Source organism: Azorhizobium sp. AG788 (assembly GCF_943371865.1).
Classification (GTDB): domain Bacteria; phylum Pseudomonadota; class Alphaproteobacteria; order Rhizobiales; family Xanthobacteraceae; genus Azorhizobium.
Genome location: NZ_CALRWL010000014.1, coordinates 1 through 23,336, shown reverse-complemented (window position 1 = coordinate 23,336; position 23,336 = coordinate 1). Strand labels below are relative to the sequence as shown.

Annotated in this window: 25 protein-coding genes; 18 read left to right on the top strand and 7 right to left on the bottom strand. The window is 67.7% G+C overall.

Going from position 1 to position 23,336, the window contains the following annotated elements:
* Window positions 1–42 precede the first annotated feature (42 nt).
* From AAG816_RS10440 to fabD, 3 genes are all read right to left on the bottom strand, one after another.
* Entirely contained in the window at window positions 43–279 is a 237-nt protein-coding gene (locus tag AAG816_RS10440) for an acyl carrier protein (RefSeq protein WP_029003376.1), read from the bottom strand.
* 246 nt (window positions 280–525) lie between these two features.
* Window positions 526–1,263 carry a 3-oxoacyl-[acyl-carrier-protein] reductase gene (gene fabG / locus AAG816_RS10435; protein WP_341989551.1) on the bottom strand — a complete coding sequence of 246 codons (738 nt, stop codon included), beginning with the start codon at window positions 1,261–1,263 and terminating at the stop codon, window positions 526–528.
* A gap of 41 nt (window positions 1,264–1,304) precedes the next feature.
* Window positions 1,305–2,261: an ACP S-malonyltransferase gene (gene fabD, locus AAG816_RS10430; RefSeq protein WP_341989550.1), complete on the bottom strand. Its 957-nt coding sequence runs from the start codon at window positions 2,259–2,261 to the stop codon at window positions 1,305–1,307.
* Window positions 2,262–2,496: 235 nt separating this feature from the next.
* Between fabD and AAG816_RS10425 the strand changes: the two genes are divergently transcribed.
* Together AAG816_RS10425 and AAG816_RS10420 are read left to right on the top strand one after the other, a co-directional pair.
* The gene (locus tag AAG816_RS10425; protein WP_341989549.1) at window positions 2,497–2,892 is read left to right on the top strand and encodes an antitoxin Xre/MbcA/ParS toxin-binding domain-containing protein; all 396 of its coding nucleotides are present in this window, start codon (window positions 2,497–2,499) and stop codon (window positions 2,890–2,892) included.
* The gene (locus AAG816_RS10420; RefSeq protein ID WP_341989548.1) at window positions 2,852–3,619 is read left to right on the top strand and encodes an RES family NAD+ phosphorylase; all 768 of its coding nucleotides are present in this window, start codon (window positions 2,852–2,854) and stop codon (window positions 3,617–3,619) included. Before AAG816_RS10425 ends, AAG816_RS10420 begins: the two co-directional genes overlap by 41 nt.
* 16 nt (window positions 3,620–3,635) lie before the next feature.
* On the opposite strand, the gene AAG816_RS10415 is transcribed toward AAG816_RS10420, so the two are convergent.
* The gene (locus tag AAG816_RS10415) at window positions 3,636–4,535 is read right to left on the bottom strand and encodes a hypothetical protein (RefSeq protein WP_341989547.1); all 900 of its coding nucleotides are present in this window, start codon (window positions 4,533–4,535) and stop codon (window positions 3,636–3,638) included.
* 797 nt (window positions 4,536–5,332) lie between these two features.
* Here AAG816_RS10415 and rpsF point away from each other — a divergent pair.
* From rpsF to AAG816_RS10375, 8 genes are all read left to right on the top strand, one after another.
* Complete coding sequence (gene rpsF / locus AAG816_RS10410; RefSeq protein ID WP_341989546.1) at window positions 5,333–5,803, top strand: 30S ribosomal protein S6; 471 nt, start codon at window positions 5,333–5,335, stop codon at window positions 5,801–5,803.
* Window positions 5,803–6,060 (top strand): 30S ribosomal protein S18, encoded by a 258-nt coding sequence (gene rpsR / locus AAG816_RS10405; protein ID WP_341989545.1) that lies wholly within the window; start codon window positions 5,803–5,805, stop codon window positions 6,058–6,060. The genes rpsF and rpsR overlap by 1 nt, the downstream gene beginning before the upstream one ends.
* 150 nt (window positions 6,061–6,210) lie before the next feature.
* Window positions 6,211–7,176, top strand: coding sequence for a DUF2232 domain-containing protein (locus tag AAG816_RS10400; RefSeq protein ID WP_341989544.1), 966 nt, complete (start codon window positions 6,211–6,213; stop codon window positions 7,174–7,176).
* A gap of 64 nt (window positions 7,177–7,240) precedes the next feature.
* Entirely contained in the window at window positions 7,241–7,819 is a 579-nt protein-coding gene (gene rplI / locus AAG816_RS10395) for a 50S ribosomal protein L9 (RefSeq protein WP_341989543.1), read from the top strand.
* A gap of 191 nt (window positions 7,820–8,010) precedes the next feature.
* The gene (locus AAG816_RS10390; RefSeq protein WP_341989542.1) at window positions 8,011–9,270 is read left to right on the top strand and encodes a cyclopropane-fatty-acyl-phospholipid synthase family protein; all 1,260 of its coding nucleotides are present in this window, start codon (window positions 8,011–8,013) and stop codon (window positions 9,268–9,270) included.
* A 201-nt stretch (window positions 9,271–9,471) separates the two neighbouring features.
* Window positions 9,472–10,953 carry a replicative DNA helicase gene (locus tag AAG816_RS10385; protein WP_341989541.1) on the top strand — a complete coding sequence of 494 codons (1,482 nt, stop codon included), beginning with the start codon at window positions 9,472–9,474 and terminating at the stop codon, window positions 10,951–10,953.
* Between the two features lie 19 nt (window positions 10,954–10,972).
* Window positions 10,973–12,115 (top strand): alanine racemase, encoded by a 1,143-nt coding sequence (alr, locus tag AAG816_RS10380; protein ID WP_341989540.1) that lies wholly within the window; start codon window positions 10,973–10,975, stop codon window positions 12,113–12,115.
* Between the two features lie 136 nt (window positions 12,116–12,251).
* A complete protein-coding gene (locus AAG816_RS10375; RefSeq protein ID WP_341989539.1) occupies window positions 12,252–12,587 on the top strand; it encodes a hypothetical protein in 336 nt (111 codons plus the stop codon).
* Window positions 12,588–12,647: 60 nt separating this feature from the next.
* Here the strand turns inward: AAG816_RS10375 and AAG816_RS10370 are convergent, their stop codons facing one another.
* Window positions 12,648–13,616, bottom strand: a complete 969-nt coding sequence (locus tag AAG816_RS10370) for a 2-hydroxyacid dehydrogenase (protein ID WP_341989538.1) — start codon at window positions 13,614–13,616, stop codon at window positions 12,648–12,650.
* 262 nt (window positions 13,617–13,878) lie between these two features.
* Here AAG816_RS10370 and radA point away from each other — a divergent pair, with 262 nt between their 5' ends.
* The 6 genes from radA (at window position 13,879) to AAG816_RS10340 (ending at window position 20,758) form a co-directional block, all read left to right on the top strand.
* Complete coding sequence (radA, locus tag AAG816_RS10365; protein ID WP_341989537.1) at window positions 13,879–15,297, top strand: DNA repair protein RadA; 1,419 nt, start codon at window positions 13,879–13,881, stop codon at window positions 15,295–15,297.
* Between the two features lie 106 nt (window positions 15,298–15,403).
* Window positions 15,404–16,099, top strand: coding sequence for a CvpA family protein (locus AAG816_RS10360; RefSeq protein ID WP_341989536.1), 696 nt, complete (start codon window positions 15,404–15,406; stop codon window positions 16,097–16,099).
* A gap of 19 nt (window positions 16,100–16,118) precedes the next feature.
* On the top strand, window positions 16,119–17,675 hold the full coding sequence (gene purF / locus AAG816_RS10355; protein ID WP_341989535.1) for an amidophosphoribosyltransferase: 1,557 nt from the start codon (window positions 16,119–16,121) through the stop codon (window positions 17,673–17,675).
* A 123-nt stretch (window positions 17,676–17,798) separates the two neighbouring features.
* Complete coding sequence (locus AAG816_RS10350) at window positions 17,799–18,542, top strand: SDR family NAD(P)-dependent oxidoreductase (protein ID WP_341989534.1); 744 nt, start codon at window positions 17,799–17,801, stop codon at window positions 18,540–18,542.
* Between the two features lie 208 nt (window positions 18,543–18,750).
* Window positions 18,751–20,247 carry a leucyl aminopeptidase gene (locus AAG816_RS10345; protein ID WP_341989533.1) on the top strand — a complete coding sequence of 499 codons (1,497 nt, stop codon included), beginning with the start codon at window positions 18,751–18,753 and terminating at the stop codon, window positions 20,245–20,247.
* A gap of 61 nt (window positions 20,248–20,308) precedes the next feature.
* Window positions 20,309–20,758, top strand: coding sequence for a DNA polymerase III subunit chi (locus tag AAG816_RS10340; protein WP_341989532.1), 450 nt, complete (start codon window positions 20,309–20,311; stop codon window positions 20,756–20,758).
* An 18-nt stretch (window positions 20,759–20,776) separates the two neighbouring features.
* Here AAG816_RS10340 and AAG816_RS10335 read toward each other — a convergent pair whose 3' ends face one another.
* Both AAG816_RS10335 and AAG816_RS10330 read right to left on the bottom strand, forming a co-directional pair.
* Window positions 20,777–21,244, bottom strand: a complete 468-nt coding sequence (locus AAG816_RS10335) for a phage holin family protein (protein ID WP_341989531.1) — start codon at window positions 21,242–21,244, stop codon at window positions 20,777–20,779.
* Window positions 21,245–21,274: 30 nt separating this feature from the next.
* Window positions 21,275–21,628, bottom strand: a complete 354-nt coding sequence (locus tag AAG816_RS10330) for a hypothetical protein (protein WP_341989530.1) — start codon at window positions 21,626–21,628, stop codon at window positions 21,275–21,277.
* Window positions 21,629–22,092: 464 nt separating this feature from the next.
* On the opposite strand from AAG816_RS10330, the gene AAG816_RS10325 reads away from it, so the two are divergent.
* Entirely contained in the window at window positions 22,093–22,710 is a 618-nt protein-coding gene (locus AAG816_RS10325; RefSeq protein WP_341989529.1) for a 2-hydroxychromene-2-carboxylate isomerase, read from the top strand.
* Between the two features lie 190 nt (window positions 22,711–22,900).
* Entirely contained in the window at window positions 22,901–23,317 is a 417-nt protein-coding gene (locus AAG816_RS10320; protein ID WP_341989528.1) for a hypothetical protein, read from the top strand.
* Window positions 23,318–23,336: the final 19 nt, after the last annotated feature.

Genomic DNA, 23,336 nt, shown 5'->3' with positions numbered 1-23,336 from the left:
GCACAACGCGCCCGTCGACCGCCTGCACCTTTCGGGCAACCGTCAAGCGGCGTTCTTTTCCAGGAACTTGATCGCGTCGCCCACCGTCAGGATGGTTTCCGCTGCGTCATCCGGGATCTCGGTGTTGAAGGCCTCTTCGAAGGCCATCACGAGCTCGACGGTGTCGAGGCTGTCGGCGCCGAGATCGTCGATGAAGCTGGCATTCTCAGTCACCTTCTCGGGCTCAACCCCGAGATGCTCCGCGACGATCTTCTTCACCCGCTCGGCGATGTCACTCATCGATGCACCCTCATTATCTGAAATAGAATTGCCGTTCGGCGGCTGGAGGACGGCATAATGCCTTTCAGCCGCCGTGCCCAGCCCCCTGCGCACGCAGCTTTGAGAAACCGCGCGCAGATGGGCCTTGCATTAAGAGATCCGTGCCCACCGCTCGGATCAGTTCGAGCGGCTCGTAACACACTTCCCGAGCCTTTGCCAGCGAGCCGGTCGTTGCGTCAAACCCTTGGAAAATCCAAAGGCGTAGCCTCAGATCATCGCCATGCCGCCGTTCACGTGCAAGGTCTGTCCGGTGACATAACCGGCTTCGTCGGAGGCCAGATAGACGCAGGCCGCCGCAATATCCTCCGGCGTGCCCAGACGGGCGGCGGGAACCGACTTCAGGATGCCCTCGCGCTGCTTCTCGTTCAAGGCGTCGGTCATGGGCGTGGCGATGAAGCCCGGGGCGATGCAGTTCACCGTGACGCCGCGGCTGGCCACTTCCTGGGCCAGGGACTTCGACATGCCGATCATGCCGGCCTTGGCGGCGGCATAATTGCCCTGGCCCGCATTGCCGGTGACGCCGACGATGGAGGTGATGGAGATGATGCGCCCGGTCCGGCGGCGCATCATGGAGCGCACCGCCGCCCGCGACAGGCGGAAAGCCGAGGTGAGGTTCACGTTGAGAACCTGCTCCCAATCCTCATCCTTCAGCCGCATGAAGATGTTGTCGCGGGTGATGCCGGCATTGTTGACCAGAATGTCCAGCACGCCCATCGCCGCTTCCGCGTCGGGTACCAGCTTTTCCACCTGCTCGGCCTCGCCGAGATTGCAGGGCAGCACATGCACCCGCTCGCCCAAAGTGGCGGCGAGGGCATCGAGCGCCTCGCGGCGGGTGCCGGAGATGGCCACGGTGGCGCCCTGGGCGTGCAAGGCAGTGGCGATGGCGCCGCCGAGGCCGCCGGTGGCGCCGGTGACGAGGGCGGTCTTGCCGCTCAGATCGAACATGGTCGGTCCTTCAAAGAAGAGAACGGGGGGAGCGGACCGCCTCAGGCGGCCGGTGCCGCCTTGGCGGCGATGAAGGCGGCGACATCCTCGGGCGTGCCCACGGCGGTCGCGGCAATTTCCTTGACGATGCGGCGCGACAGGCCGGACAGCACCTTCCCGGCGCCCACCTCGACCGTCTTGCGCACGCCGGCGCCGGCCATATAGATCACCGATTCGCGCCAGCGTACGGTGCCCGTCACCTGCTCCACCAGCAAACGGACGATTTCCACCGGATCGGTCACCGGCGAGGCGCGCACATTGGAGACCAGGGGCACGCACGGGGCATTCACGGTCGCGTCTGCCAGAGCCGCCGCCATGATCTCGGCGGCGGGCTCCATCAGGCGGCAGTGGAACGGCGCGGACACCGGCAGCAGGATGGCGCGCGAGGCGCCCTTGGCCTTGGCGATCTCGAGCGCCCGCTCCACGGCGACCCGATGACCGGAGACCACCACCTGCCCGGTGGCATTGTCGTTGGCGGCTTCGCACACATCGTCGCCGGCGGCTTCCGCCGCCACCGCGACCGCCTGATCATAGTCGAGGCCCAGCAGAGCGGCCATGGCGCCGACGCCCACGGGCACCGCATCCTGCATGGCCCGGCCGCGGATGCGCAGCAGCCGTGCCGCGTCGGTGACGGAGAGGGCACCCGCGGCGGCGAGGGCCGAATATTCCCCCAGCGAATGGCCGGCCACGAAGGCGGCGTCGCGGGCGAGGTCCAGGCCCGCTTCCACCTCCAGCACCCGGAGCGCGGCCAGCGAGGTGGCCATCAGCGCCGGCTGGGCGTTGGCGGTGAGGGTGAGATCCTCCAGCGGGCCTTCCCACATGATGCGGGTGAGATGCTCACCCAGGGCCGCATCCACCTCGGTGAACACCTCGCGGGCGGCGGGGAAGGCTTCGGCCAAGGCCTTGCCCATGCCGACGGCCTGGCTGCCCTGGCCGGGGAAAATGAAGGCTGTGCTCATGGGGCGCTCCCTGCCGTTTAATTTGGCGAGGGGAGAGACACCGCGCGGCCGGGGAAGTCAAGGAAAGGTGCGGGCGGGAGCGGGCGTCGGCGCCGGAGCGGCCAAGGCCCAGGGATCCCGATGGGGGCAGGGCTCGGATCATCTGCATTTCTTGTGAGCGAAATCTCTGCTATTCTTTCTATGGAAATTCCCGGACGCAGCGCGCGCCGAACGCACCAGGGTCGAGCCTCACGCCATGCCATCTGGTCTCTCTCATCTCGCTCCCAGCCCGGCGCCCCGGCCCGATGCGGGCGCCGTGGTGACCAAGGCAGCGGTGCGCGCCGCCGAGATGCTGGGGGTGACGGCCCGGGTGCTGGCGGAGGTGATTGGCGTGTCCGAGGCCACCGTGTCCCGCATGCGCAACGGGCAGCATGCCTTGGAGGCGGGCTCCAAGCCGTTCGAACTGGCGGTCCTGTTCGTGCGTCTGTTCCGGGGGCTGGATGCCATTGTCGGCGGCGATGCGGCCGCTGCCCGCGCCTGGATGGCCGCGCCCAATACGGCGCTGGAGGCGGTGCCGGCCGAACGCATCCGCACCGTGACGGGACTGGTCGATGTCATTGCCTATCTGGACGCCCGCCGCGCTCGCGTCTGAACTGCGCCCCTACGCCGGCCGCGTCTGGCGGCTGGTGGAGGCGCAGCACCGGGTCTCCACCCTGAAGCTGGTGGACACGTTGGCCGAGCAGGCGCTGCTGGAGGATGTGATCGAGGCCACCAAGCCCCGGATCCCGGCGGAGTGCGCGAACCTGCCCTATCTGCTGGCCTCGCCCTTCCGCTATGAGCCGCCCTATCCCAACGGCTCGCGCTTCCGCCGCGCCGGCCGCACGCCGGGGGTGTTCTATGCCGCCGAAACCCCGGAGACGGCGGTGGCGGAGATGGCGTTCTACCGGCTGCTGTTCTTCGCCGAATCACCGGCAACGCCGTGGCCCCGCGATCTGGCGGACTACACCGCCTTCTGCGCCCAGGTGGCCAGCGACCGCGCCCTGGACCTCACCGTCCCGCCGCTCGTGGCCGATGCCCAGCTCTGGACCCACCCCACCGATTACGGCCCCTGCCAGAGTTTGGCCGAGGCGGCGCGGGCCGGCGGGGCGCTGGTGCTGCGCTATCTCTCGGTGCGCGATCCCGCCGCTGGGCGGAATGTGGCCGTCCTGACCTGCGCGGCCTTTGCCGACGCGCAGATCGGCGAGCGCCAGACCTGGCGCATGCGGCTGAGCGCCTCCGGGGTGCAGGCGGTGTGCGATTTTCCCGACCGACGCCTGGATTTCCCGGCCGCCACTTTTTCCGGCGATCCGCGCCTGGCGGCCCTGCCTTGGCGACGGTGAGGCCGCTCCCTCCGAGTCAGTAGCCGTTGGCCTCCTGGCCCATCCAGCGGCCCATGGCATCGGGACAGAAGCGCAGCAGCATGAAGGCATTGCTGCGCTGGGCGGGGTAGAGTTCCATATAGCGGCACGGACGTGGCCCGCCGCGCAGCCGGCCCCGGACCACATCGCCGCTGGGCCGCTCCTCAATCACGTCGGTTTCGTCCGGCTGGCGATCCAGCGCCCGCACCAGGATTTCGATGGTGCGCCCGTCAAGCCAACGCACCTGCTGGATGATGCTGGGCGGCACGCCCAGCCGCTGCGGCAAGGGCAGGCTGGAGCGGGGCGGCTGCGGCATCAGGGCGGCCATCAAAGCCGGATTGGCGGGCGGGGGTGCGGGGTCCGCACCCGGAGGCTTGGGCGCCTGTGGCGCGGCTGCCGGGTCGTCCGCGGCCGCGACCGTCGTCTCGGCGCTGGCGGGCCGGGGCAGCGGCATGGGCGCGGGTTGGAGGGCGGTTGCCGCCGGCGCTTCCGTCACCGGCTCCGGCGCAATGGCCGGCGGCTGGACCGCGGCAGCGGCCTGGACGGCCTGCGCGCTCTGCACGGCGGGTGCGGCGGGCGCGGACGGCTGGACCTGCGCCACTTGTTCCACCTTGGCTGGTACGGGGCGGTTGGGCTCATGGAACACCGCCACCCACGCCACCGCCACCGCCACCAGCGCCAAAGACGCGGCGATCACATTGAACAGGAACAACCACGACAGCGGGCTGCGCCGCCTGGGGAAAGCCAGGGCCTGGGAGGGGCTCGGAGTCTGGACGTGGGCCTGGGCGTCGGTGGCGGCATCGCAGATGGGGCACGGGCCGGGCACGTGATAATGCCCCGCCGCGCAGCGGACGAGCTGAATGGGCAGTGCCGCGTTGGATTCCTCTGGTACACTCATGGCTCGCCGCCACCCATTCCTCTGCTTTGCGACACGCTGCGATGGCGACGGTCCGGGTCCGATACGAGGCCGCGTCCTGCAATCCAGGCGTGATGCGCTTGCCCTACGGACCCAAAGCGTCGGGGGTGAGGCGCAAGGCCCCGCGCCCGGCAGGCTGACTTTCCTCTTTTTTCTCTATCCTTCATGGCCGTGTTGAGGCTGACGCTGCCGACGGGCCGAAGGGTGGTGCGGTATTTCTTACGGCAAGCCGGTCCGGCCAGATCGTTCCGGCGGCAATGGCCCGCTGATAATACAGCAGATCAACGTCCGGCGCCCGCCCTGTCAGCGCGGTGAATATGCCGTGCACCGAGTGGAAGGAAGAAGGTGCCGCGGTCGGCCGTGAATTCCGTAGGCGTCAGTTCGGCGGTCGCCGCATCGAGGCGCATTGGTCTAGGCATTATAGCCGGCAAACATCCTGAAATGCGGTATCATCGACCGGCTTCGTCCCGTCTGCATGCTGCGCGTGGATCTGCCGGACCCTGGCCCGGCACCGCCTGGTTGGCTTGGCGCCCAAGGCTGGTAAACCGGGCACCAGCCTTGCGTTTGCGCCAGAAGCTGCTATACGCCCCGCTTCCGTTGCCCCGGCCGGGGGCTGAACGGACGGTTGCCTGTTGCCATAAGCGAAAGCCGATGGTGCGGGCAATAGGGTTGAAAGATCCGTCGTCCCGTGTCCCCGCCTTCCGAGCAAACGAGCCTTTCCTTAAGGTTCGAAAGGGCTTGGCGCCGGGGGCGGATGAACAGGAAAGGCTTAAGAACACATGTCGCTCTACGAGCACGTGTTCCTCGTGCGCCAGGACGTTACGGCGCAGCAGGTCGAGGAACTGACCACCCGATTCAAGGGTGTCATCGAAGCGAACGGCGGGTCTGTCCCCAAGGTTGAGTCCTGGGGCGTGAAGACCTTGACGTATCGCATCAACAAGAACCGCAAGGCGCACTTCACGCTCATGAACATCGACGCCCCCCCGGCGGCGGTTCAGGAGATGGAGCGCCAGATGGGCATCGACGAAGACGTCCTGCGCTTCATCACCGTGCGCGTGGAAGAGCTGGAGGAGGTCCCCTCCGCCATGCTCCAGAAGCGTGACCGTGACGATCGCGGCGACCGTGGCGATCGCGGCTTCGGCGGCGACCGTGGCTTCGGCGGTGGCGGCGGCTTCGGCGGCCGTGACCGTGATGACCGCCCGCGCCGTCCGCGCGACCGTGAAGAGACCCCCAGCGAGGAGACGGTCTGATGGCTTTCGCTCAAGCTGGTGGGGCCGGCGGCCAGCGCCGTCCGTTCTTCCGTCGTCGCAAGACCTGCCCGTTCTCCGGCCCGAATGCGCCGAAGATCGACTACAAGGATGTGCGTCTCCTGCAGCGCTACATCTCCGAGCGCGGCAAGATCGTGCCGAGCCGCATCACTGCGGTGTCCGCGAAGAAGCAGCGTGAACTGTCGACCGCCATCAAGCGGGCGCGGTTCCTCGGCCTGCTGCCGTTCGTCATCCGCTGATCGTCGTTCGCCGCAAGGCGTGACGTTGCACCCGCCCCGGCAACGGGGCGGGTGTTGTTGAATTCGACGCGTCGCCGGGACTGATCCCCGCGGCGTCTGCTGGGGTGGACATCGATCCACCTCTAACCGCACCAGCGGGACAGCTCGTCCATGGGACCGCATCTTCTGATTGGCATCGCCGCGGGCGCCACGTCCGCGCTTCTCGTCGCCGGCGTGGCGTCGGGATCGGTGCTGGCCGTCCCCTTGTTCTATCTTGCCCCGCTGCCGCTGATGATCGCCGGCCTCGCCTTCTCCCATGTCTCCGCTGCCATTGGCGTGGTGGCGGCATGCCTCGGGCTTAGCCTGATCTATGGCGTCACCTTCATGCTGGCCTATTTCATGGGCATCGGCATGCCGGCCTGGGCTTTGGCCTATTGCGTTCTGCTCGCCCGCAGCGATCCGGCGGCCCGCGACGGCTTGGCCTGGTTCGCCATTGGCAATGTCATGATGGTCGGCGCCGCACTGGCGACGCTGAGCGTCATGGTGGCGCTGTTCTCTCTGGCCGGCAGCTATGAGGTCTATCGCGACGCCATTGTCATGGCCTTCAACGCCTTCGTGAAGGCGCAGGGGGCGTCCCCCTTGGGGCCGGTTCCCGCCAGCGGTGATCCAGCCGCCATGGGCACCATGGTCGCCGCCATCCTGCCGCCAACCGCCGCCTCGCTGATGCTGGCGACCCAACTGGGCTGCCTCTATCTCGCGGGCCGGGCGGCAAAACTGTCCGGCCGGCTGGCGCGGCCGTGGCCGGATTTGGCGGCCACGCGGCTGCCGGCCTCGACCCCGGTGGTGCTGGCGGTTCTGGTGGCCGGGGCCATGCTGCCGGGCCTGCTCGGCCTGTGCGCGGCAGCGGCGGGCGCCACCTTGATCGTCGCTTATGCGGCGGCGGGGTTCGCGGTGCTGCACTTCCTGACGCGGGGACGGGCGGGCCGCCCCTTCATCCTGACGGCTGCCTGGGTGCTGACGCTGGCCATTGGCTGGCCAGCCCTGGTGATCGCCCTTCTGGGCGTTCTGGACGCCATGTTCGACCTGCGCCGGCGCTTCGGCACCGGCGGCGGCCCACCGGCCGCCAACGATCACTGACACCGGCGAACCTGTTCGCCTTTCTCAATCCTCGACACCTGAACACACAAACAAGGAGCTTAAAATGGACGTCATTCTTCTGGAGCGCGTGGCCAAGCTGGGTCAGATCGGCGACGTGGTGCGCGTGCGCGATGGCTACGGCCGCAACTTCCTCCTGTCCAACGGCAAGGCGCTGCGCGCCACCAAGGACAATCGCGCCCGGTTCGAGACCATGAAGGTCCAGCTGGAAGCCCGGAACCTGGAGCTGAAGACCGAGGCCACCGCGGTCGCCGCCAAGCTGGACGGCCAGAGCGTCGTGATCCTGCGCCAGGCCGGCGACACCGGCCAGCTCTACGGCTCGGTGTCCACCCGCGACATCGCCGCTGCCTTCGAGGCCGCCGGCTTCACCGTGGATCGCCAGCAGATCGTGCTGAACCACCCGATCAAGACCATCGGTCTGCACACGCTGCCCGTGGCGCTGCATCCGGAAGTCGAGGTCAAGGTCATCGTCAACGTGGCGCGCAACGCCGACGAAGCCGCTCGTCTCGCCCGCGGCGAAGAAGCCCGCCGCCCCGGCGACGAGGATGACGACGAGGTCGAAGTCGCGGTTGAGGCCGAGGCGGAAGATGTCGCAGAAGTTGAAGAAGAGGCCACCGAGGCCTGAGCCTCGATCCCTCTCCGTACGCTTGAGGAAAACGCCCGGCCTTGTGCCGGGCGTTTTTCGTTTGCGCAGTTGACGTAAAGGCATATTGCCGGATTGCCGCGGAGATGCTGTCATTTGCTGCCAAGGTGGAGTTCCGGACCCAGAACCGGACCAGGAGGAGCAAAAGATGGTTCTCTGACGGAGGCTGTGCGATGGAGGGATTACTTGAAGTGGTCTTGCGCCGCGTGGTCACGCGCGGCAGCCTGGGTGTCACGACCGCCGCCGGCCGAACCTATGTGGTCGGCACGGGGACGCCGAAGGTCCGTGTGCGGTTCACCACTGCGGCGGCGGAGCTGCGCTTGTTGTTCGATCCCGAGATGCAGCTCGGGGAGACCGTGACCGACGGCACTCTGGTGGTCGAGCAGGGCAGTATCGCCGATTTGCTGGACGTCCTGATGGCCGAGCCGGGCGCGATAACGCCGACGCTGACCGCGCGCCTTCTGCTCTGGCTGCGCATGGCGGGGCGACGGCTGGCGCAGTTCAATCCGCGCGCACGGTCGAAGCGCAACGTGGCGCACCATTATGATATCGACGGACGCCTCTATTCCCTGTTCCTCGATTCCGACCGGCAATATTCCTGCGCCTATTTCGAGTTTCCCGGCCAGTCGCTCGATGACGCCCAACTGGCCAAGAAGCGGCATTTGGCGGCCAAGCTGGCGCTGGATAAACCCGGTCTGAAGCTGTTGGATATCGGCTGCGGCTGGGGTGGCCTTGGGCTGTACATGGCGGAGGTGGGTGGGGCAGATGTCACCGGCGTCACCCTGTCCAAGGAGCAATTGGGGGTCGCGAAGGCACGGGTACGGGAGAAGGGCCTGGAGCGGAGGGTGGATTTCCGCCTCCAGGACTATCGCGACATTGCCGAGCGCTTCGACCGCATCGTCTCCGTGGGCATGTTCGAGCATGTGGGCATCGCCCATTACGGCACCTTCTTCCGCAAGGCCCGCGATCTGCTGACCGAGGACGGGGTGATGATGCTGCATGCCATCGGCCGGTCCGATCCGCCGGGCGTGACCAATCCCTGGATCGCCAAATACATCTTTCCCGGCGGCTATATCCCCGCTTTGTCCGAGGTGCTGCCGCAGATCGAGAAAGCGGGGCTGGTGGTCACCGATGTGGAGATTCTGCGCCTGCACTATGCCGAGACCCTGAAGGCCTGGCGCGAGCGCTTCCTCGCCCATCGCGCCGAAGCCCAGCAGATGACGGACGAAAAGTTCGTCCGCATGTGGGAATTCTACCTCGCGGGCTCGGAAATGGCCTTCCGCTACCAGGGCCTGATGATCTTCCAGATCCAGATTGCCCGGCGCCAGGATGCGGTGCCGCTGACCCGCGATTATCTGGGTGCCGCCGAGGAGCGGCTGCGGGCCGCGGAGTTCGCCGTCCGCGCGGAACCCATGCGCCTGGCCGGGGAGTAGTCCCCGGTCCGCCTTCCTCCCGGTCGTCTTGTGCGGCGGTGGAAGATGTGAGAATCGGCAAGGGGCGGCTGGCCACAGGCAAGCGGCTGCCCCGAGTCGTCCCCGTAATTCTTCACAGGGGACAGCAGCACGCGGCACAGGGCTGAGACCCGCCGCAGTCTGTTACAAGGAAGCACCGCACCCCGAACCAGAACGTGACCGATGCTCGATATTGCCGCGTCGCAGGACGATCTGCCCGCCTACCGCCAGGCGCCCCACAATGTGGAGGCCGAGCAGGCGCTGCTGGGCGCCGTGCTGGTGAATAACGAGGCCTATTACCGGGTCTCCGATTTCCTCAAGGCCGAACATTTCTTCGAGCCGCTGCACGCCAAGATTTATGAGCTGATCGGCTCCCTGGTGCGGGCCGGCAAGATCGCCACGCCGGTGACGCTGAAGACCTTCCTGCCGCCTGATCTCGACATCGGCGGCCTGAATGCCCCGCAATATCTGGCGCGCCTTGCCGCCGAAGCCACCACCATCATCAATGCCGAGGACTACGGCCGCGCCATCTATGATCTGGCCATCCGCCGCGATCTCATCCGCATCGGCGAGGAGATCGTCAACGAGGCCTATGATGCCGAGGTGGACTCCTCTCCCCAGGAGCAGATCGAGGAAGCGGAAAAGCGCCTCTACACCATCGCCGAGAGCGGTCGCTATGACGGTGGCTTCGTGCGCTTCGGCGAGGCGCTGCGCCTGTCGGTGGACATGGCCAGCCGCGCCTTCCAGCGCGAGGGCCATCTGTCGGGCGTCGCCACCGGGCTGGACGATCTCGACCACCAGATGGGCGGCCTGCAATCGTCGGATCTGATCATCCTGGCGGGGCGTCCGGCCATGGGCAAGACGGCTCTGGCCACCAATATCGCCTACAACATCGCCGCCGCCTATCGCGGCGAGACCAAGCCCGACGGCAGCATCGAGGCGGTCTCCGGCGGCATCGTCGGCTTCTTCTCGCTGGAAATGTCGTCGGAGCAATTGGCCACCCGTATCCTGGCGGAACAGGCGGAGATCCCGTCCTACAAGATCCGCCGCGGCGACATCTCCGAGAGCGAGTTCTCCAAGCTGGCCGCCGCCGCCCAATCCATGCAGGTGGTGCCGCTCTATATCGATGACACCGGCGGCATCTCCATCGCCCAATTGGTCGCCCGCGCCCGGCGCCTGAAGCGCCAGCGGGGGCTGAACTTCATGGTGGTGGACTATCTCCAGCTGCTCACCGGCTCCGGCAAGAAGGGCCAGGAGAACCGGGTGCAGGAAATCACCGAGATCACCACCGGCCTGAAGGCCCTGGCCAAGGAATTGAACGTGCCGATCATGGCGCTGTCCCAGCTCTCCCGTCAGGTGGAGCAGCGGGAGGACAAGCGGCCGCAGCTGTCGGATCTGCGCGAATCAGGTTCTATCGAGCAGGACGCCGACGTGGTGATGTTCGTGTACCGCGAGGAATATTACCTCAAGGGCCGCGAGCCGAAGCCGGGCACCGAGGACTGGTTCAAGTGGGAAACCGACATGAAGGCGGCCGAGGCGGTGGCGGAAGTCATCATCGGCAAGCAGCGCCACGGTCCCACGGGATCGGTGAAGGTGCACTTCGAGGCGCAATACACCCGCTTCCAGAATTTGGCGCGCGAAGATCGCCTGCCGGATCACCACTGACGCAGTTGGATAACGGACGATGAACCCGGTGCTGACCTCAACGGCGCGGCTGCATGAGGCGCCGCGGGGCGCCGGACGCCTGACCATCGACCTTGGCGCGCTGACCGCCAATTGGCGGACGCTGGCGGATCTGGCGGCGCCCGCCGCCAGCGCGGCGGTGGTGAAGGCAGATGCCTATGGCCTCGGCATCGCCGCGGCGGCACCCGCTTTGTGGGCCGCCGGTGCGCGCATCTTCTTCGTGGCGGTGTTCGAGGAAGGCCGCGCCTTGCGGGCCTTGCTGCCGGACGCCACGATCTATGTGCTGGGCGGGTTGCTGCCGGGTCTCGGGCCGGACTTCGCCGGCCTCGATCTGCGCCCCGTTCTGGGCAGCCTGCCGGAAATTGCCGAATGGGCCGGCTTCTGCGGTGAGAGCGGCGCCGACCGGCCGGCGGCGCTGCACGTGGACACCGGCATGAACCGCCTGGGGGTGAGCGTCGATGCGGCGCTGGCGCTGGCGGCCGACGGCGCCGGTCTCGGCTTCACACCCTCGCTGGTGATGACCCATCTGGCCTGCGCGGACGCCCCGGACCATCCCCTGACCGCGATCCAGAAGGCGCGATTTGCGCAGGTGGCGGCGGCATTTCCCGGTGTCATGGCCTCGCTGGCCAATTCCGCCGGCACCCTGACCGATCCCTCGTTCCATTTCGATCTGGTCCGGCCGGGCATCGCCATGTATGGCGGCACCCCGGTAGCAGGCGGCGCGCCGCTACGCTCTGTGGTGCGGCTGGAGGTGCCCATCATCCAGGTGCGCGAGGCGGACGCCGGTGAGACCGTGGGCTATGGCGCCGCCCAGTGCCTGACGCGGCCCAGCCGGATCGCCATCCTGTCGCTGGGCTATGCGGACGGCTTTTTGCGCGCCTTCGGCGCTTCCGATGGATCGCCTGGGGCGGATGCGATGGTGCGTGGCCGGCGCTGTCCGCTGGTGGGCCGGGTATCCATGGACCTCACCGCCGTCGACGTCACCGACGTGCCCGATGCCGGGCGGGGAGACAGCGCGGTGCTGTTGGGCGACGGCATCGGCGTGGACGAACTGGCCGCCCACGGCCGCACCATCGGCTATGAGGTGCTGACCTCCCTGGGGTCGCGGTATCAACGGATCTATATGGGTGGGGTCGGGGGCTGATCGCGATTGGTTCCAGCGCGGGTGCCGCGACAAAAGGAATCATCTGACGCAAAGGGACCAAGGCCCCTCGACAGCCTGGCGCCAGCAAAGCGATGATTCCCCATCCGCGAAACGATTCGCGGCAGGATCGGTCGCCATGGTGGACCCCACGCTTCTCTCTTCGTCTGACGAGGCCTATGTCGCCGCCCTGGTGGCGAGCGGCCGCTATGCCGACACCGCTTCCGTCTGGCGGGAGGCTCTTCATCTGCTGGCGGTGCATGAGCGCGCCCGCGACACCCGCGAGGCGGGCCAACTCGCTTTGCTGCACGATGTGCTGGCACGCGACTTGACGCATCCTGCGCTCACCTCGCCCACGCCGGTTGAGGACGAGGGCGTGGTCATCCCCCTGGTGGTGGATGCCGATGCGGTGCTGAGCGAGATCGAACTGCTGCTCAGCACCCGCGCGCCGCGCCAGTATCGCAAGGCCGGCTGACCGGCCTCGCATGCTCGCGACCAGGCCGCGTCAGGCGGCCTGGCATTGGATGGCCCGTCCTCACGCCGCCTTGGGCGCGCATTCCGGCACGGGCGTCAGCACCGGGCGCCCCGAGAAGTGGGCGTTGAGATTCTTCAGTGCCAGTGCGCTCATATTGTCCACAGAGTTGGGTGAGCGGCCTGCGCTGTGCGGGGTGATCACCAGGTTCGGCGCGGTCAGCAAAGCCGGCGGCACCGCAGGCTCGCCGTCCACCACGTCGAGGCCGGCACCGGCGATGCGGTGGTCGTTCAGCGCGGCGATGAGCGCCTCGGTGTCCACCAGAGATCCGCGGGCGATATTGATCAGATAGCCCTGCGGGCCCAGCGCGGTCAGCACCGCCGCATTGACCATGTGGCGGGTCTGCGCGCCGCCGGGCGCGGCCACCACCAGCACGTCTGAGGCTTCCGCCAGCGCGAGCACGGTGTCGTAATACGTGTAGTCCGTATCCGCCGCGCGGCGGCGGCTGTGGTAGGCGACGCTCATGGCGAAGCCGGCATTGCAGCGCCGCGCCACTTCGCGGGCGATGGCGCCGAAGCCGATCAGGCCGAGCCGCAGGCCGGTGAGTTCGGGCGTGGTGCGGCGGGCGTCATGCCAGGAGCCGGCGCGCACCTCCTGGTCGGACACCGCAATGGCGCGGATGACGGACAGCATGAGCGCCATGGTGTGGTCGGCCACCGAGATGGTGTTGGTGCCGGGGCCGTGGGTCACGATGATGTTGCGGGCGATGGCCGCGGGAACGTCGATGCGATCATAGCCGACGCCATAGCAGGAGATCATTTCCAGCTTGGGCAGGGCGTCCATCTCCGCGGCGGTGAGGCCGGCGGTGCCGTGGGTGAGGACCGCGCGGAACTTCGGGCCGTCCGCAGCGATGGCTGCGGCGCGCAGGTCGGGCGTCGGGGCATAGGTGACGGTAAACGCCGCCTGAAGCCGTGCCAGCTCGGGCGCCGAGAAGGGAATGAGAACGAGCAGGTCCACGGAAGCCGGCGCCATTGCGCTGTCCTTACAGTTCTGGGGAAAACAGGATGGCAAGCTATATCGTCAGCGCAGCCAGCGGAATGCGTTGCGCTCATGGCGGCCATGCGGCGTTTCCGCCGACGGGGTGTAAAATGCTAAAGGCGAACACCGCCGGGCGGAATCGATTTGTGCGGCCCTGAGCAGTCGCGCCGTCGGCAGCCGCGCCGCGCACGCAAGACCCGCCGGTGCGGCGCAAGATAGGCCGCGGCGGCGGCCCTGGCTCTGGAGCCCCTGTTTGATGGCCAAGCGTGATCTGTATTTTGCCTGCCAGTCCTGCGGCGCGGTCTATAACCGCTGGCAAGGCAAATGCGATTCCTGCGGCGGCTGGAACACCATTTCCGAAGAGACCAACCTGGCCGCCAGCGTGCCGCAGGCCCAGCGCTCCGGCCGCAAGGGCCGCGCCGTGGTGCTGGAAAGCCTGCAGGGCGAGGCCAAGCCCGCTCCGCGCATGATCTCCGGCATTGGCGAACTGGACCGGGTGGCGGGCGGCGGCTTCGTGCCGGGCTCCATCGTGCTCTTGGGCGGCGATCCGGGCATCGGCAAGTCCACCTTGCTGGTGCAGGCCTCCGCCGCTCTGGCCAATGCCGGCCACCGGGTCATCTATGTGTCGGGCGAAGAGGCGGTGGATCAGGTGCGCATGCGCGCCACCCGCCTGGGCCTCGGCGAGGCGCCGGTGTCGCTGGCGGCCGAAACCAATGCGGAGAACATCCTTGCCACCTTCGCAGCCGGGCCGCCGGTGCAGTTCGTGGTGATCGATTCGATCCAGACCATGTGGAGCGACTCGGTGGAATCCGCCCCGGGCACGGTCACCCAGGTGCGCACCTCCGCCCAGTTGCTGGTGCGCTTTGCCAAGCAGAGCGGCGCGGCGGTGATCCTGGTGGGCCACGTCACCAAGGACGGCCAGATCGCCGGCCCCCGGGTGGTGGAGCACATGGTGGACGCGGTGTTCTCGTTCGAGGGCGACGGCGCCAACCAGTTCCGCATCCTGCGGGCGCAGAAGAACCGCTTCGGGCCCACCGACGAGATCGGCGTGTTTGAGATGACCGGGCGCGGCCTGTCGCAGGTGCCCAACCCCTCCGAGCTGTTCCTCTCCCATCGCGATCTGGGCGCGCCGGGCACCGCGGTGTTCGCCGGCATGGAGGGCACCCGCCCGCTGCTGATGGAGATCCAGGCGCTGGTGGCGCCCTCCAGTCTGGGCACGCCGCGCCGGGCGGTGGTGGGCTGGGACAGCAATCGCCTCGCCATGGTGCTGGCGGTGCTGGATGCCCGCTGCGGCGTGCGGCTCGGCGGCCATGATGTCTATCTGAACGTGGCCGGCGGCCTGCGCATCAGCGAGCCGGCGGCGGACCTGGCGGTGGCGGCCGCGCTGGTGTCCTCGCTCACGGGGGCGCCGTTGCCGGCGGATGCGGTTTATTTCGGCGAGGTCAGCCTCACCGGGGCGGTGCGGCAGGTCTCGCAGGCAGCGGCCCGGCTGAAGGAAGCCGCCAAGCTGGGTTTTAACAAAGTGGTGATGCCGGCGCTGGCGGACGGCAGCAACAGCACGCTCACCGCTGACACCATCGGCTCCCTGGCGGGGCTGGTGGCGGGCATTGCCGCCCGCGCTCCACGCAGGGCAGCGATGCCAAAGCCCGAGATGTCGGAGCAAGACGAAGGATGACGGGGACCTTCTTGCCAGCTATACGTCGCCGCTCACGGCGCTCCGCCATTTCCCCATCGGCCCGCCGGTTGCCTTACGGCAGCCGCATCGACGGATCTTTGCACCGATGCCAGTGACGCTGCTCGATCTCATCCTGATCGGCGTAATGCTGATTTCAGGCCTGCTTGCCATGGTGCGCGGTCTGCTGCGGGAAGTCTTCAGCATCGTGTCCTGGGTCGCCGCCGCCGGCGTGACCCTGTATTTCTATCCCCAGCTTCTGCCCGTCACGAAACAATATGTGGCGCAGGACATGGTGGCGACGGTGGTGACCGTGGCGCTGCTGTTCCTCGGCACCTTGTTAATTGTCACCATCATCAGCGCCCGCCTGTCGGATGCGGTGCTGGACAGCCGCATCGGCGCGCTGGATCGCAGCCTCGGCTTCGTGTTCGGGCTGGCTCGCGGCCTCTTGGTGATGGTGGTCGCTTTCCTGTTCTTCAACTGGCTGGTGCCGGAGAAGACCCAGCCGCCATGGGTCGTGAACGCCAAATCACGCCCTGTTTTGCAAAATACCGGAGATTGGCTGGTCTCCTTGTTGCCGGATGATCCGGAAAACACCATCTTGAAACGACTTAAGAAGCCGCCAGCCAGCGAAGACGGGGCTCCCCCGGATTCGACCAGCGGCCCTCGGACGGAGCGTGGGGGGACTACCACGGTCGCTGCTGGGGCGAGCGCCAGCGCGGAAGTTAGTCATGCCGGATACCGCCGCGGTGAGCGGCAAGGGTTCGAACAGCTGCTCGAAAGCACGCGCGCCAACGGCCAGTGATCGCCGGGCGGAGGTATCGATGGATCTGGATAGCGCCTTGGGAACCGACAAGTCCCCCCTTGAAGACCCGCACCATGTGGCGGCCCACCATGCCAGCTATGAGCCGGCAGGGGCGGGGGAGCGCACGGCGCTGAACCTCGACCTCGACGGCGATACGCTGCGCGAGGAATGCGGGGTGTTCGGGATCTTCAACCATCCCGACGCGGCGGCCATCACCGCCATCGGGCTGCATGCGCTCCAGCATCGCGGCCAGGAAGCCGCCGGCATGGTCACGTATGACGGCCGCCGCTTCCATTCCGAGCGCCGCCTGGGCCTGGTGGGCGATGCCTTCTCCGATGCCCGCGTGATCGCCCGCCTGCCGGGCCACATCGCGGTGGGCCATGTGCGCTATTCCACCACCGGCGAGACCCTGCTGCGCAATGTGCAGCCTTTGTTCGCCGAACTGGACGCCGGCGGCTTCGCGGTCGGCCACAATGGCAACCTCACCAATGGCCTTTCGCTGCGCAAGCAGCTGGTGCGGGACGGGGCCATCGCCCAGTCCACCACCGATACCGAGGTGATCCTGCATCTGGTGGCGCGGTCGAAGAAGAACCGCTTCATCGACCGGTTCATCGATGCCCTGCGCGCCCTGGAAGGGGCTTATGCGCTGGTGGCGGTGACCAACAAGAAGCTGATCGGCGCCCGCGACCCGCTGGGCATCCGCCCGCTGGTGCTGGGCTCGCTGGACGGCTGTCCGATCCTGGCCTCCGAGACCTGTGCCCTCGACATCATCGGCGCGCGCTATGTGCGCGAGGTGGAGAATGGCGAAGTCATCGTGATCGACGACGAGGGCGTGCAGTCCTTCAAGCCGTTCCCGGAAATGGCGGCCCGCCCCTGCCTGTTCGAGTACATCTATTTCGCCCGTCCCGATTCCATCGTCGGCGGCCGTTCCGTCTATCAGGTGCGCAAGAGCTTCGGCGAGATGCTGGCCAAGGACGGCCCGGCGGTGGCGGACGTGGTGGTGCCGGTGCCGGATTCCGGCGTGCCGGCGGCCATCGGCTTCTCCCAGGCCTCGGGCATCCCCTATGAGCTGGGCATCATCCGCAACCATTATGTGGGCCGGACCTTCATCCAACCCACCCAGACGGTGCGGGACCAGGGCGTGCGCATGAAGCACTCCGCCAACCGTTCGGTGGTGGAAGGCAAGCGCATCGTGCTGGTAGACGACAGCCTGGTGCGCGGCACCACCTCGGTGAAGATCGTGCAGATGATGCGCGATGCCGGCGCCCGCGAAGTGCATTTCCGCATCGCCTCGCCGCCCATCACCCATCCCGATTTCTACGGCATCGATACGCCGGACCGGGACAAGCTGCTGGCGGCCAATCTCGATCTGGAGAGCATGCGCCGCTATATCGGCGCCGATTCGCTGGCCTTCCTGTCGGTGGAAGGCGTGTACCGGGCGCTGGGCTGCGAGCGCGATCCGGTGCGGCCGCAATTCTCCGACCATTATTTCACCGGCGACTATCCCACCCCGCTCACCGACCGCGCCGGCTCGGTGGCCTCGCAGCAGCTTTCGCTGCTGGCCGAAGCCAGCTGAGAGCGACAGTCCTAACCCTCCGGCGGCCCCAGCCCTGAGGCCGCCGCGGGACACCGGTCCTGTGCGGCCGGGTCCCCGCGGCCGGCGGCGCCGGTCCCCCATCCCTGCCATCGAGATCGCCCCATGACCGAACGGCCGTTTGCCGACAGGATCGCCCTCGTCACCGGCGCCACCCGCGGCATCGGTGCCGCCGTGGCCGTGGCCCTTGCGGCCGGCGGCGCCCATGTGATCGCCACTGGCCGCACCGAAGGCGCGCTGGAAGAGCTGGACGACAAGATCGTCGCCGCCGGCGGCTCCGCCACCCTGGTGCCCATGGACATCACCGATTACGACGCCATCGACCGCCTCGGCGGCGCGCTGTACGAGCGTTATGGCCGGCTCGATGTGTTCGTGGGCAATGCCGGCTTCCTCGGGCCGCTGACGCCGCTGCGCGATGTGGAGCTGAAGGACTGGGATAAGGCGGTCAGCATCAATCTCACCGCCAATTTCCGCCTGGTGCGCTCGCTCGACCCGCTGCTGCGCATGGCGCCCGCCGGCCGCGCGGTGCTGGTATCGTCCGGCGCGGCGCACAAGGCGCGGGCCTATTGGGGGCCGTACGCCATCACCAAGGCCGCGCTGGAGACCCTGGGCCGTACCTGGGCGGCGGAGACCGTCACCGGCCCGCTCAAGGTCAATCTGTTCAATCCCGGCCCGATCCGCACCGGCATGCGCGCCAAGGCGTTTCCCGGCGAGGATCCGATGACCCTGCCGACCCCGGAAGAGGCCGCTGTGGCCATCGTCGATCTGTGCCGCGCGGACTTTGGCGAGACCGGCAAACTGTATGATTTCCCCACCCGGACCTTGCAGAGCTTCAACGCTCCGGCCTGAGGGGATCATGGCCGTTGATGCCTGGCGCATCACACGAGTCGCGCACTTGTGAGGCTGGGTGCCTTACCCACGCCCGGCTGGGGCGCGATTTGGTTAAAAACCTGCCTCCCCCTTGCTTCCCTCTGGCCCTGCGGGGTTCTAGACAGGAGCGGGTAACCTTTCCGCGCATCCACCCGTGATTGCCACATCACCATTTTTGGAGTGCCTCATGTCCGAGCCCGTGACGATCTCTTTCGCCAAACACGGCGCGGCGCCCTCCGGCGTCCTCCTCGTCCTCACCGATGAGACGCTGGGCTTTGGCAAGGAGACGCAGAAGCTGCTCAAGCCGGTGCTGGACTTCGTGGCCCGGGCCATGGAGGCGGACCGCTTCAAGGGCAAGCTGGGCGGCGCCCTGGACCTGATCGCGCCCGAGGGGCTGCCGGTCTCGCGGCTGGTGGTGCTGGGCCTCGGCAAGGTCGCGGAGCTGAAGTCCACCGATTATCTGCGCCTCGGCGGCATCGCCGCGGGAAAGCTGCCCGCCGGCACCACGGCGGCGATGCTGGTGGCGGACCTGCCCACCGGCAAGTTCAGCCCGGACGCGGCTGCCGAGATCGCGCTCGGCGCCCGGCTGCGCAGCTATAAGTTCGATCGCTACAAGACCCGCAAGAAGGACGACGAGACCGATCCGGTCGCCCTGACCTTCACCTTGTCGGTGGCCGATGTGGCGTCCGCCACCCGCGCCTGGGCCGACCGAGCGCCGGTGGCCGAGGGCGTGCTGATGGCCCGCGACCTGGTGAACGAGCCTTCCAACGTGCTCGACCCGCCGGAGTTCGCCAACCGCGCCGCGCTGCTCACCTCGGTGGGTGTCGAGGTGGAGGTGCTGGACGATGCGGATCTCTCGCGCATCGGCATGCGGGCGCTGCTGGGCGTCGGCCAGGGCTCCATCAAGGAGAGCCGGGTGGTGGTGATGCGCTGGAACGGCGGCCTGCCCGGCACCGCTCCGGTGGCCTTCATCGGCAAGGGCGTGACCTTCGATACCGGCGGCATCTCCATCAAGCCCGCCGCCGGAATGGAAGACATGAAGGGCGACATGGGCGGGGCTGCCTGCGTCACCGGTTTGATGCACGCGCTGGCCGCCCGCAAGGCCAAGGTGAATGCGGTGGGCGTCATCGGCATTGTCGAGAACATGCCCGACGGCGCCGCCCAGCGCCCCGGCGACATTGTCACCTCGCTGTCCGGCCAGACCATCGAGATCATCAATACCGACGCCGAGGGCCGCCTCGTGCTGGCGGACGTGCTCTGGTACACCAAGGACCGCTTCAAGCCGCAGTTCATGGTGGATCTGGCCACGCTGACCGGCGCCATCCTGGTGGCGCTGGGTTCGGACTATGCCGGCCTGTTCTCCAATGACGACACCCTGAGCGCCCAGCTCACCGCCGCCGGCCAGGCTACGGGCGAGCGGGTGTGGCGCATGCCGCTCGGCCCGGAATATGACAAGCTGATCGACAGCAAGTTCGCCGACATGAAGAACACCGGCGGCCGCAATGCGGGCTCGATCACTGCGGCGCAGTTCCTCCAGCGCTATGTGGAAAAGACCCCCTGGGCGCATCTGGACGTGGCCGGCACCGCCATGGGGTCGCCCGCCACCGACATCAACAAGAGCTGGGCCGCCGGCTGGGGCGTGCGCCTGCTCGACCAGCTGGTGCGCGACAATTACGAGAAGTGAGCTCGTCCTCGGCAGGGGAGAACATCTCCCCTGCCTCTGAAATCCAGCCTCTGGTGGCAGCATGACCGAAGTCCTGTTCTACCATCTGGAGCGCCGGCCGCTGGAGGAGGCGTTGCCGGCCCTGTTGGAGAAGTCGCTGGAGCGCGGCTGGAAGTGCGTGGTGCAGGTGGGCTCGCCGGAGCGGCGCGATGCGCTGGACGCCCAGCTCTGGACCTATAATGACGCCTCGTTCCTGCCCCACGGCACCGATGCCCAGCCGCAGCCGGAGCGTCAGCCGGTGCTGCTGACCACGACGGAGGCCAATGCCAATGGCGCCAGCGTGCGCTTCCTGGTGGATGGGGCCAGTGTGCCGGACGCCTCGCCTTATGTGCGGGTGGTGCATATGTTCGACGGTCGCGATGACGCCGCAGTGGGCGCCGCCCGCGAGCGCTGGCGCGAAGCCAAGGCGGCGGGGCATACGCTCACCTATTGGCAGCAAGACGAAAACGGCCGCTGGGCCCGCAAGGCCTGAGGCCAGCCCGCTCCAATCTTACTCTTTGCCGCTCTTGCGGAAGCCGCGGATCAGGCTGGTGACCAGCGGGATGGCCAAAGCCGGCAGCGCTGAATCCAACGGATGACGCACCACATTGACGATGGCCCGCACCTCCGCCTCGGCGCCGCGCAGGTCGCCGGCCAGGGCGTCCATCGCCGAAGCGTGAATCTCCTGGGCGAAGTCGAGGTCCCGCCCTGGCTTCACCCGCGCGGCGATGGCTACCAGGACCAGGGCCAGCACCACATTGCCGGCGCCGATGGTGGCGGCGGCCCGCACCGGGCTCCACAGCTCCGCCAGCGCCAGATAGAGCGCCAGATCCAGCATCAGCAGCCCGAACGCGGCCACCGGCGCCGCGAACATGTAGAGGCTGGCGCGGGTGGCCAGCGCCCGCAGGCGGATATCGGCGATAATGGTGTTGGCGCGCAGCAGGACCCGCAGGTTCCGGGCGGCATTGTCGAAATTCATGGGTGATCCCCGATCATCATGGCCAAAACCTCACCGCCACGCGCGGCCCACCAGAACCCCCAGCAGGAATGCGGAGGCCAGGGCGGCGGTGGGATGGGCGGTGACGGCGTCCTCGGCAGTCTCGGTGGCGTCGTGGACGGCATCCTGAAGCTCGCGCACCAGGGCCTGGAGCTCCGAAAGGGTGGACGGGGCGCTTGCGCCGGCTTCCGGTGTCTCCGGCGGAGGGGAGGCGGCTTCGCTGTGTGCGGACGGCTCTGTCCCCGCTGCCGCCTTGGCTGAACGCGTCCGGCGGGCGGGTTTGGGCGTGGCGTCCGGCGCGGCGGCGGTCTCCGCCAGCTCCGCATGGAGGGCCTGCAATTCCTTGCGGGTGCGCGCGCTGGGCATGCTTAGGCCTCCCGGCTGTGGGGATGGGGGCATTGGGGCAGTCTGCGGTGGTGCATATGACCCTCCCTCACCGAGGCCGACCTCGGCATTGCGCGTTCATAAGCCCATGTCGCCGAGGGGCCGGCCTTGATCCCGCGCAACCGCCGCGGTCGGTTGGCAAGCGTCACCTTGGCCATGGACAGGGTGCCCTGCGGCGGCGGGCGGCGCAAGCGGTGGAGCTGGCGGCAAAAAAGAGGCGCGGGTCCGGGGACCCGCGCCAGTCTACCTTCAGGGAGGACCTACCAAAAAGACGGGGCGCGTTTGGTAAAACGAACGCACCGTCGCCCATGCCGAACAGATTGGAAATTTCACATCAAACTGTCAATAGTAAATAAAATATACAGTTATTTCATGTTTTATAGAGTGTAGCAGGTCTCCCCCTTCCGGCCCGCCTCTGCTAAGCACACCGCAGAGGGAGGAGCGCCATGACCCAACGCATCGATTATTTCTTCTCGCTGGCCAGCCCCTGGAGTTTCCTGGGCCATGACCGCCTGATGGCGGTGGCCCGCCGCGCCGGCGCCGACGTGGTGTTTCACCCGGTGGCGCTGGGGCCGGTGTTCGCCGAAACCGGCGGCCTGCCGCTCGCCAAGCGCGCCCCCGCCCGGCAGCGGCTGCGGCTGGTGGAATTGCAGCGCTGGCGGCTGAAGCTGGGCCTGGACTTCCATATTCAGCCCACCCATTGGCCCTTCGACGCCAGTCTGACCGATCGCCTGGTCATCGCGGCGCTCCTGGATGGTCATAGTGTGGACGCGCTGCTGCCGCGGCTGTTCTCCGGCGTTTGGCAGAAGCAGGAAGACCTGGCCGAACCGGCGGTGCTGGCCGCTCTGGCCGATGAGGTGGGCCTGCCCGGTGCCGCCTTGGTGACACGGGCGGACGCTGCGGACGTGGTGGAGGCCTATGCGGGCAACGGCGCCCTGGCGTTGGCCAGCGACGTGTTCGGCGCCCCCTCATACGTTTTGAGCGGCGAAGTCTTCTGGGGGCAGGACCGGATCGATCTGCTGGAGGATGCCCTCACCTCCGGCCGCGCGCCGTTCCGGCCCTGACGCCGCCGTTCCGCCCCGATCGTGACGTATCCCAACGGCATGCGGCTTCCAGGCCGCGTGCCGGCGTCCGATCGGATCGGGCAGAACCGAGCGTGCCCATGAGCGTCGGCTCCGGGGCGCGTAAAAGTGTCAGCACCTCCGGGTAGGATCGCGGCGCGGCCTTCTTGTGTCAGGAGATTTCATGCGGCGGATGATGCTTGTTCTCGGTGTGGTGCTGCTGCCCGCTGTCGCTTTGGCCCAGCAGCCGGCGCCGCCGGCGGCGTCCAACAGCGCCGCTTTGCCCGCCGGCACCCAGCCGCGCTACAGCTTCACTCCGGTGGAGGGCGGCGCCCTCAAGCTGGATGTGGAAACCGGCAAGGTGTCGTTCTGCAGCAAGGGCGATACCGGCTATGCCTGTCTGGCGGTGCCCGACAGCCGCGATGCCTATGAGGCCGAAATCGGCCGCCTTCAGGCCCAACTCGCTGCCCGCGGTCCCGCCGCCAAGGCCGACACCGGCAATTCGCTGGTGGTGCCCCTGCCCAACCAGTCCGATTTCGATGCGGCGCTGGATTATGCCACGCGGCTCTATCAGCGCCTGCGCGCGGTCATCAACGGCACCGCGCCCTGATCCGCGCCCGTGGCGAGGC

Coding starts and splice junctions, on each gene's coding strand:
- AAG816_RS10330 (WP_341989530.1), bottom strand. CDS start 21,628: ATGCCCAGCGCGCGCACCCGCAAGGAATTGCAGGCCCTCCATGCGGAG.
- AAG816_RS10340 (WP_341989532.1), top strand. CDS start 20,309: ATGACCGAAGTCCTGTTCTACCATCTGGAGCGCCGGCCGCTGGAGGAG.
- purF (WP_341989535.1), top strand. CDS start 16,119: ATGGATCTGGATAGCGCCTTGGGAACCGACAAGTCCCCCCTTGAAGAC.
- radA (WP_341989537.1), top strand. CDS start 13,879: ATGGCCAAGCGTGATCTGTATTTTGCCTGCCAGTCCTGCGGCGCGGTC.
- AAG816_RS10325 (WP_341989529.1), top strand. CDS start 22,093: ATGACCCAACGCATCGATTATTTCTTCTCGCTGGCCAGCCCCTGGAGT.
- AAG816_RS10440 (WP_029003376.1), bottom strand. CDS start 279: ATGAGTGACATCGCCGAGCGGGTGAAGAAGATCGTCGCGGAGCATCTC.
- fabD (WP_341989550.1), bottom strand. CDS start 2,261: ATGAGCACAGCCTTCATTTTCCCCGGCCAGGGCAGCCAGGCCGTCGGC.
- fabG (WP_341989551.1), bottom strand. CDS start 1,263: ATGTTCGATCTGAGCGGCAAGACCGCCCTCGTCACCGGCGCCACCGGC.
- AAG816_RS10385 (WP_341989541.1), top strand. CDS start 9,472: ATGCTCGATATTGCCGCGTCGCAGGACGATCTGCCCGCCTACCGCCAG.
- AAG816_RS10370 (WP_341989538.1), bottom strand. CDS start 13,616: ATGGCGCCGGCTTCCGTGGACCTGCTCGTTCTCATTCCCTTCTCGGCG.
- AAG816_RS10415 (WP_341989547.1), bottom strand. CDS start 4,535: ATGAGTGTACCAGAGGAATCCAACGCGGCACTGCCCATTCAGCTCGTC.
- AAG816_RS10360 (WP_341989536.1), top strand. CDS start 15,404: ATGCCAGTGACGCTGCTCGATCTCATCCTGATCGGCGTAATGCTGATT.
- AAG816_RS10375 (WP_341989539.1), top strand. CDS start 12,252: ATGGTGGACCCCACGCTTCTCTCTTCGTCTGACGAGGCCTATGTCGCC.
- AAG816_RS10335 (WP_341989531.1), bottom strand. CDS start 21,244: ATGAATTTCGACAATGCCGCCCGGAACCTGCGGGTCCTGCTGCGCGCC.
- rpsF (WP_341989546.1), top strand. CDS start 5,333: ATGTCGCTCTACGAGCACGTGTTCCTCGTGCGCCAGGACGTTACGGCG.
- rpsR (WP_341989545.1), top strand. CDS start 5,803: ATGGCTTTCGCTCAAGCTGGTGGGGCCGGCGGCCAGCGCCGTCCGTTC.
- AAG816_RS10400 (WP_341989544.1), top strand. CDS start 6,211: ATGGGACCGCATCTTCTGATTGGCATCGCCGCGGGCGCCACGTCCGCG.
- rplI (WP_341989543.1), top strand. CDS start 7,241: ATGGACGTCATTCTTCTGGAGCGCGTGGCCAAGCTGGGTCAGATCGGC.
- alr (WP_341989540.1), top strand. CDS start 10,973: ATGAACCCGGTGCTGACCTCAACGGCGCGGCTGCATGAGGCGCCGCGG.
- AAG816_RS10345 (WP_341989533.1), top strand. CDS start 18,751: ATGTCCGAGCCCGTGACGATCTCTTTCGCCAAACACGGCGCGGCGCCC.
- AAG816_RS10320 (WP_341989528.1), top strand. CDS start 22,901: ATGATGCTTGTTCTCGGTGTGGTGCTGCTGCCCGCTGTCGCTTTGGCC.
- AAG816_RS10390 (WP_341989542.1), top strand. CDS start 8,011: ATGGAGGGATTACTTGAAGTGGTCTTGCGCCGCGTGGTCACGCGCGGC.
- AAG816_RS10350 (WP_341989534.1), top strand. CDS start 17,799: ATGACCGAACGGCCGTTTGCCGACAGGATCGCCCTCGTCACCGGCGCC.
- AAG816_RS10420 (WP_341989548.1), top strand. CDS start 2,852: ATGTCATTGCCTATCTGGACGCCCGCCGCGCTCGCGTCTGAACTGCGC.
- AAG816_RS10425 (WP_341989549.1), top strand. CDS start 2,497: ATGCCATCTGGTCTCTCTCATCTCGCTCCCAGCCCGGCGCCCCGGCCC.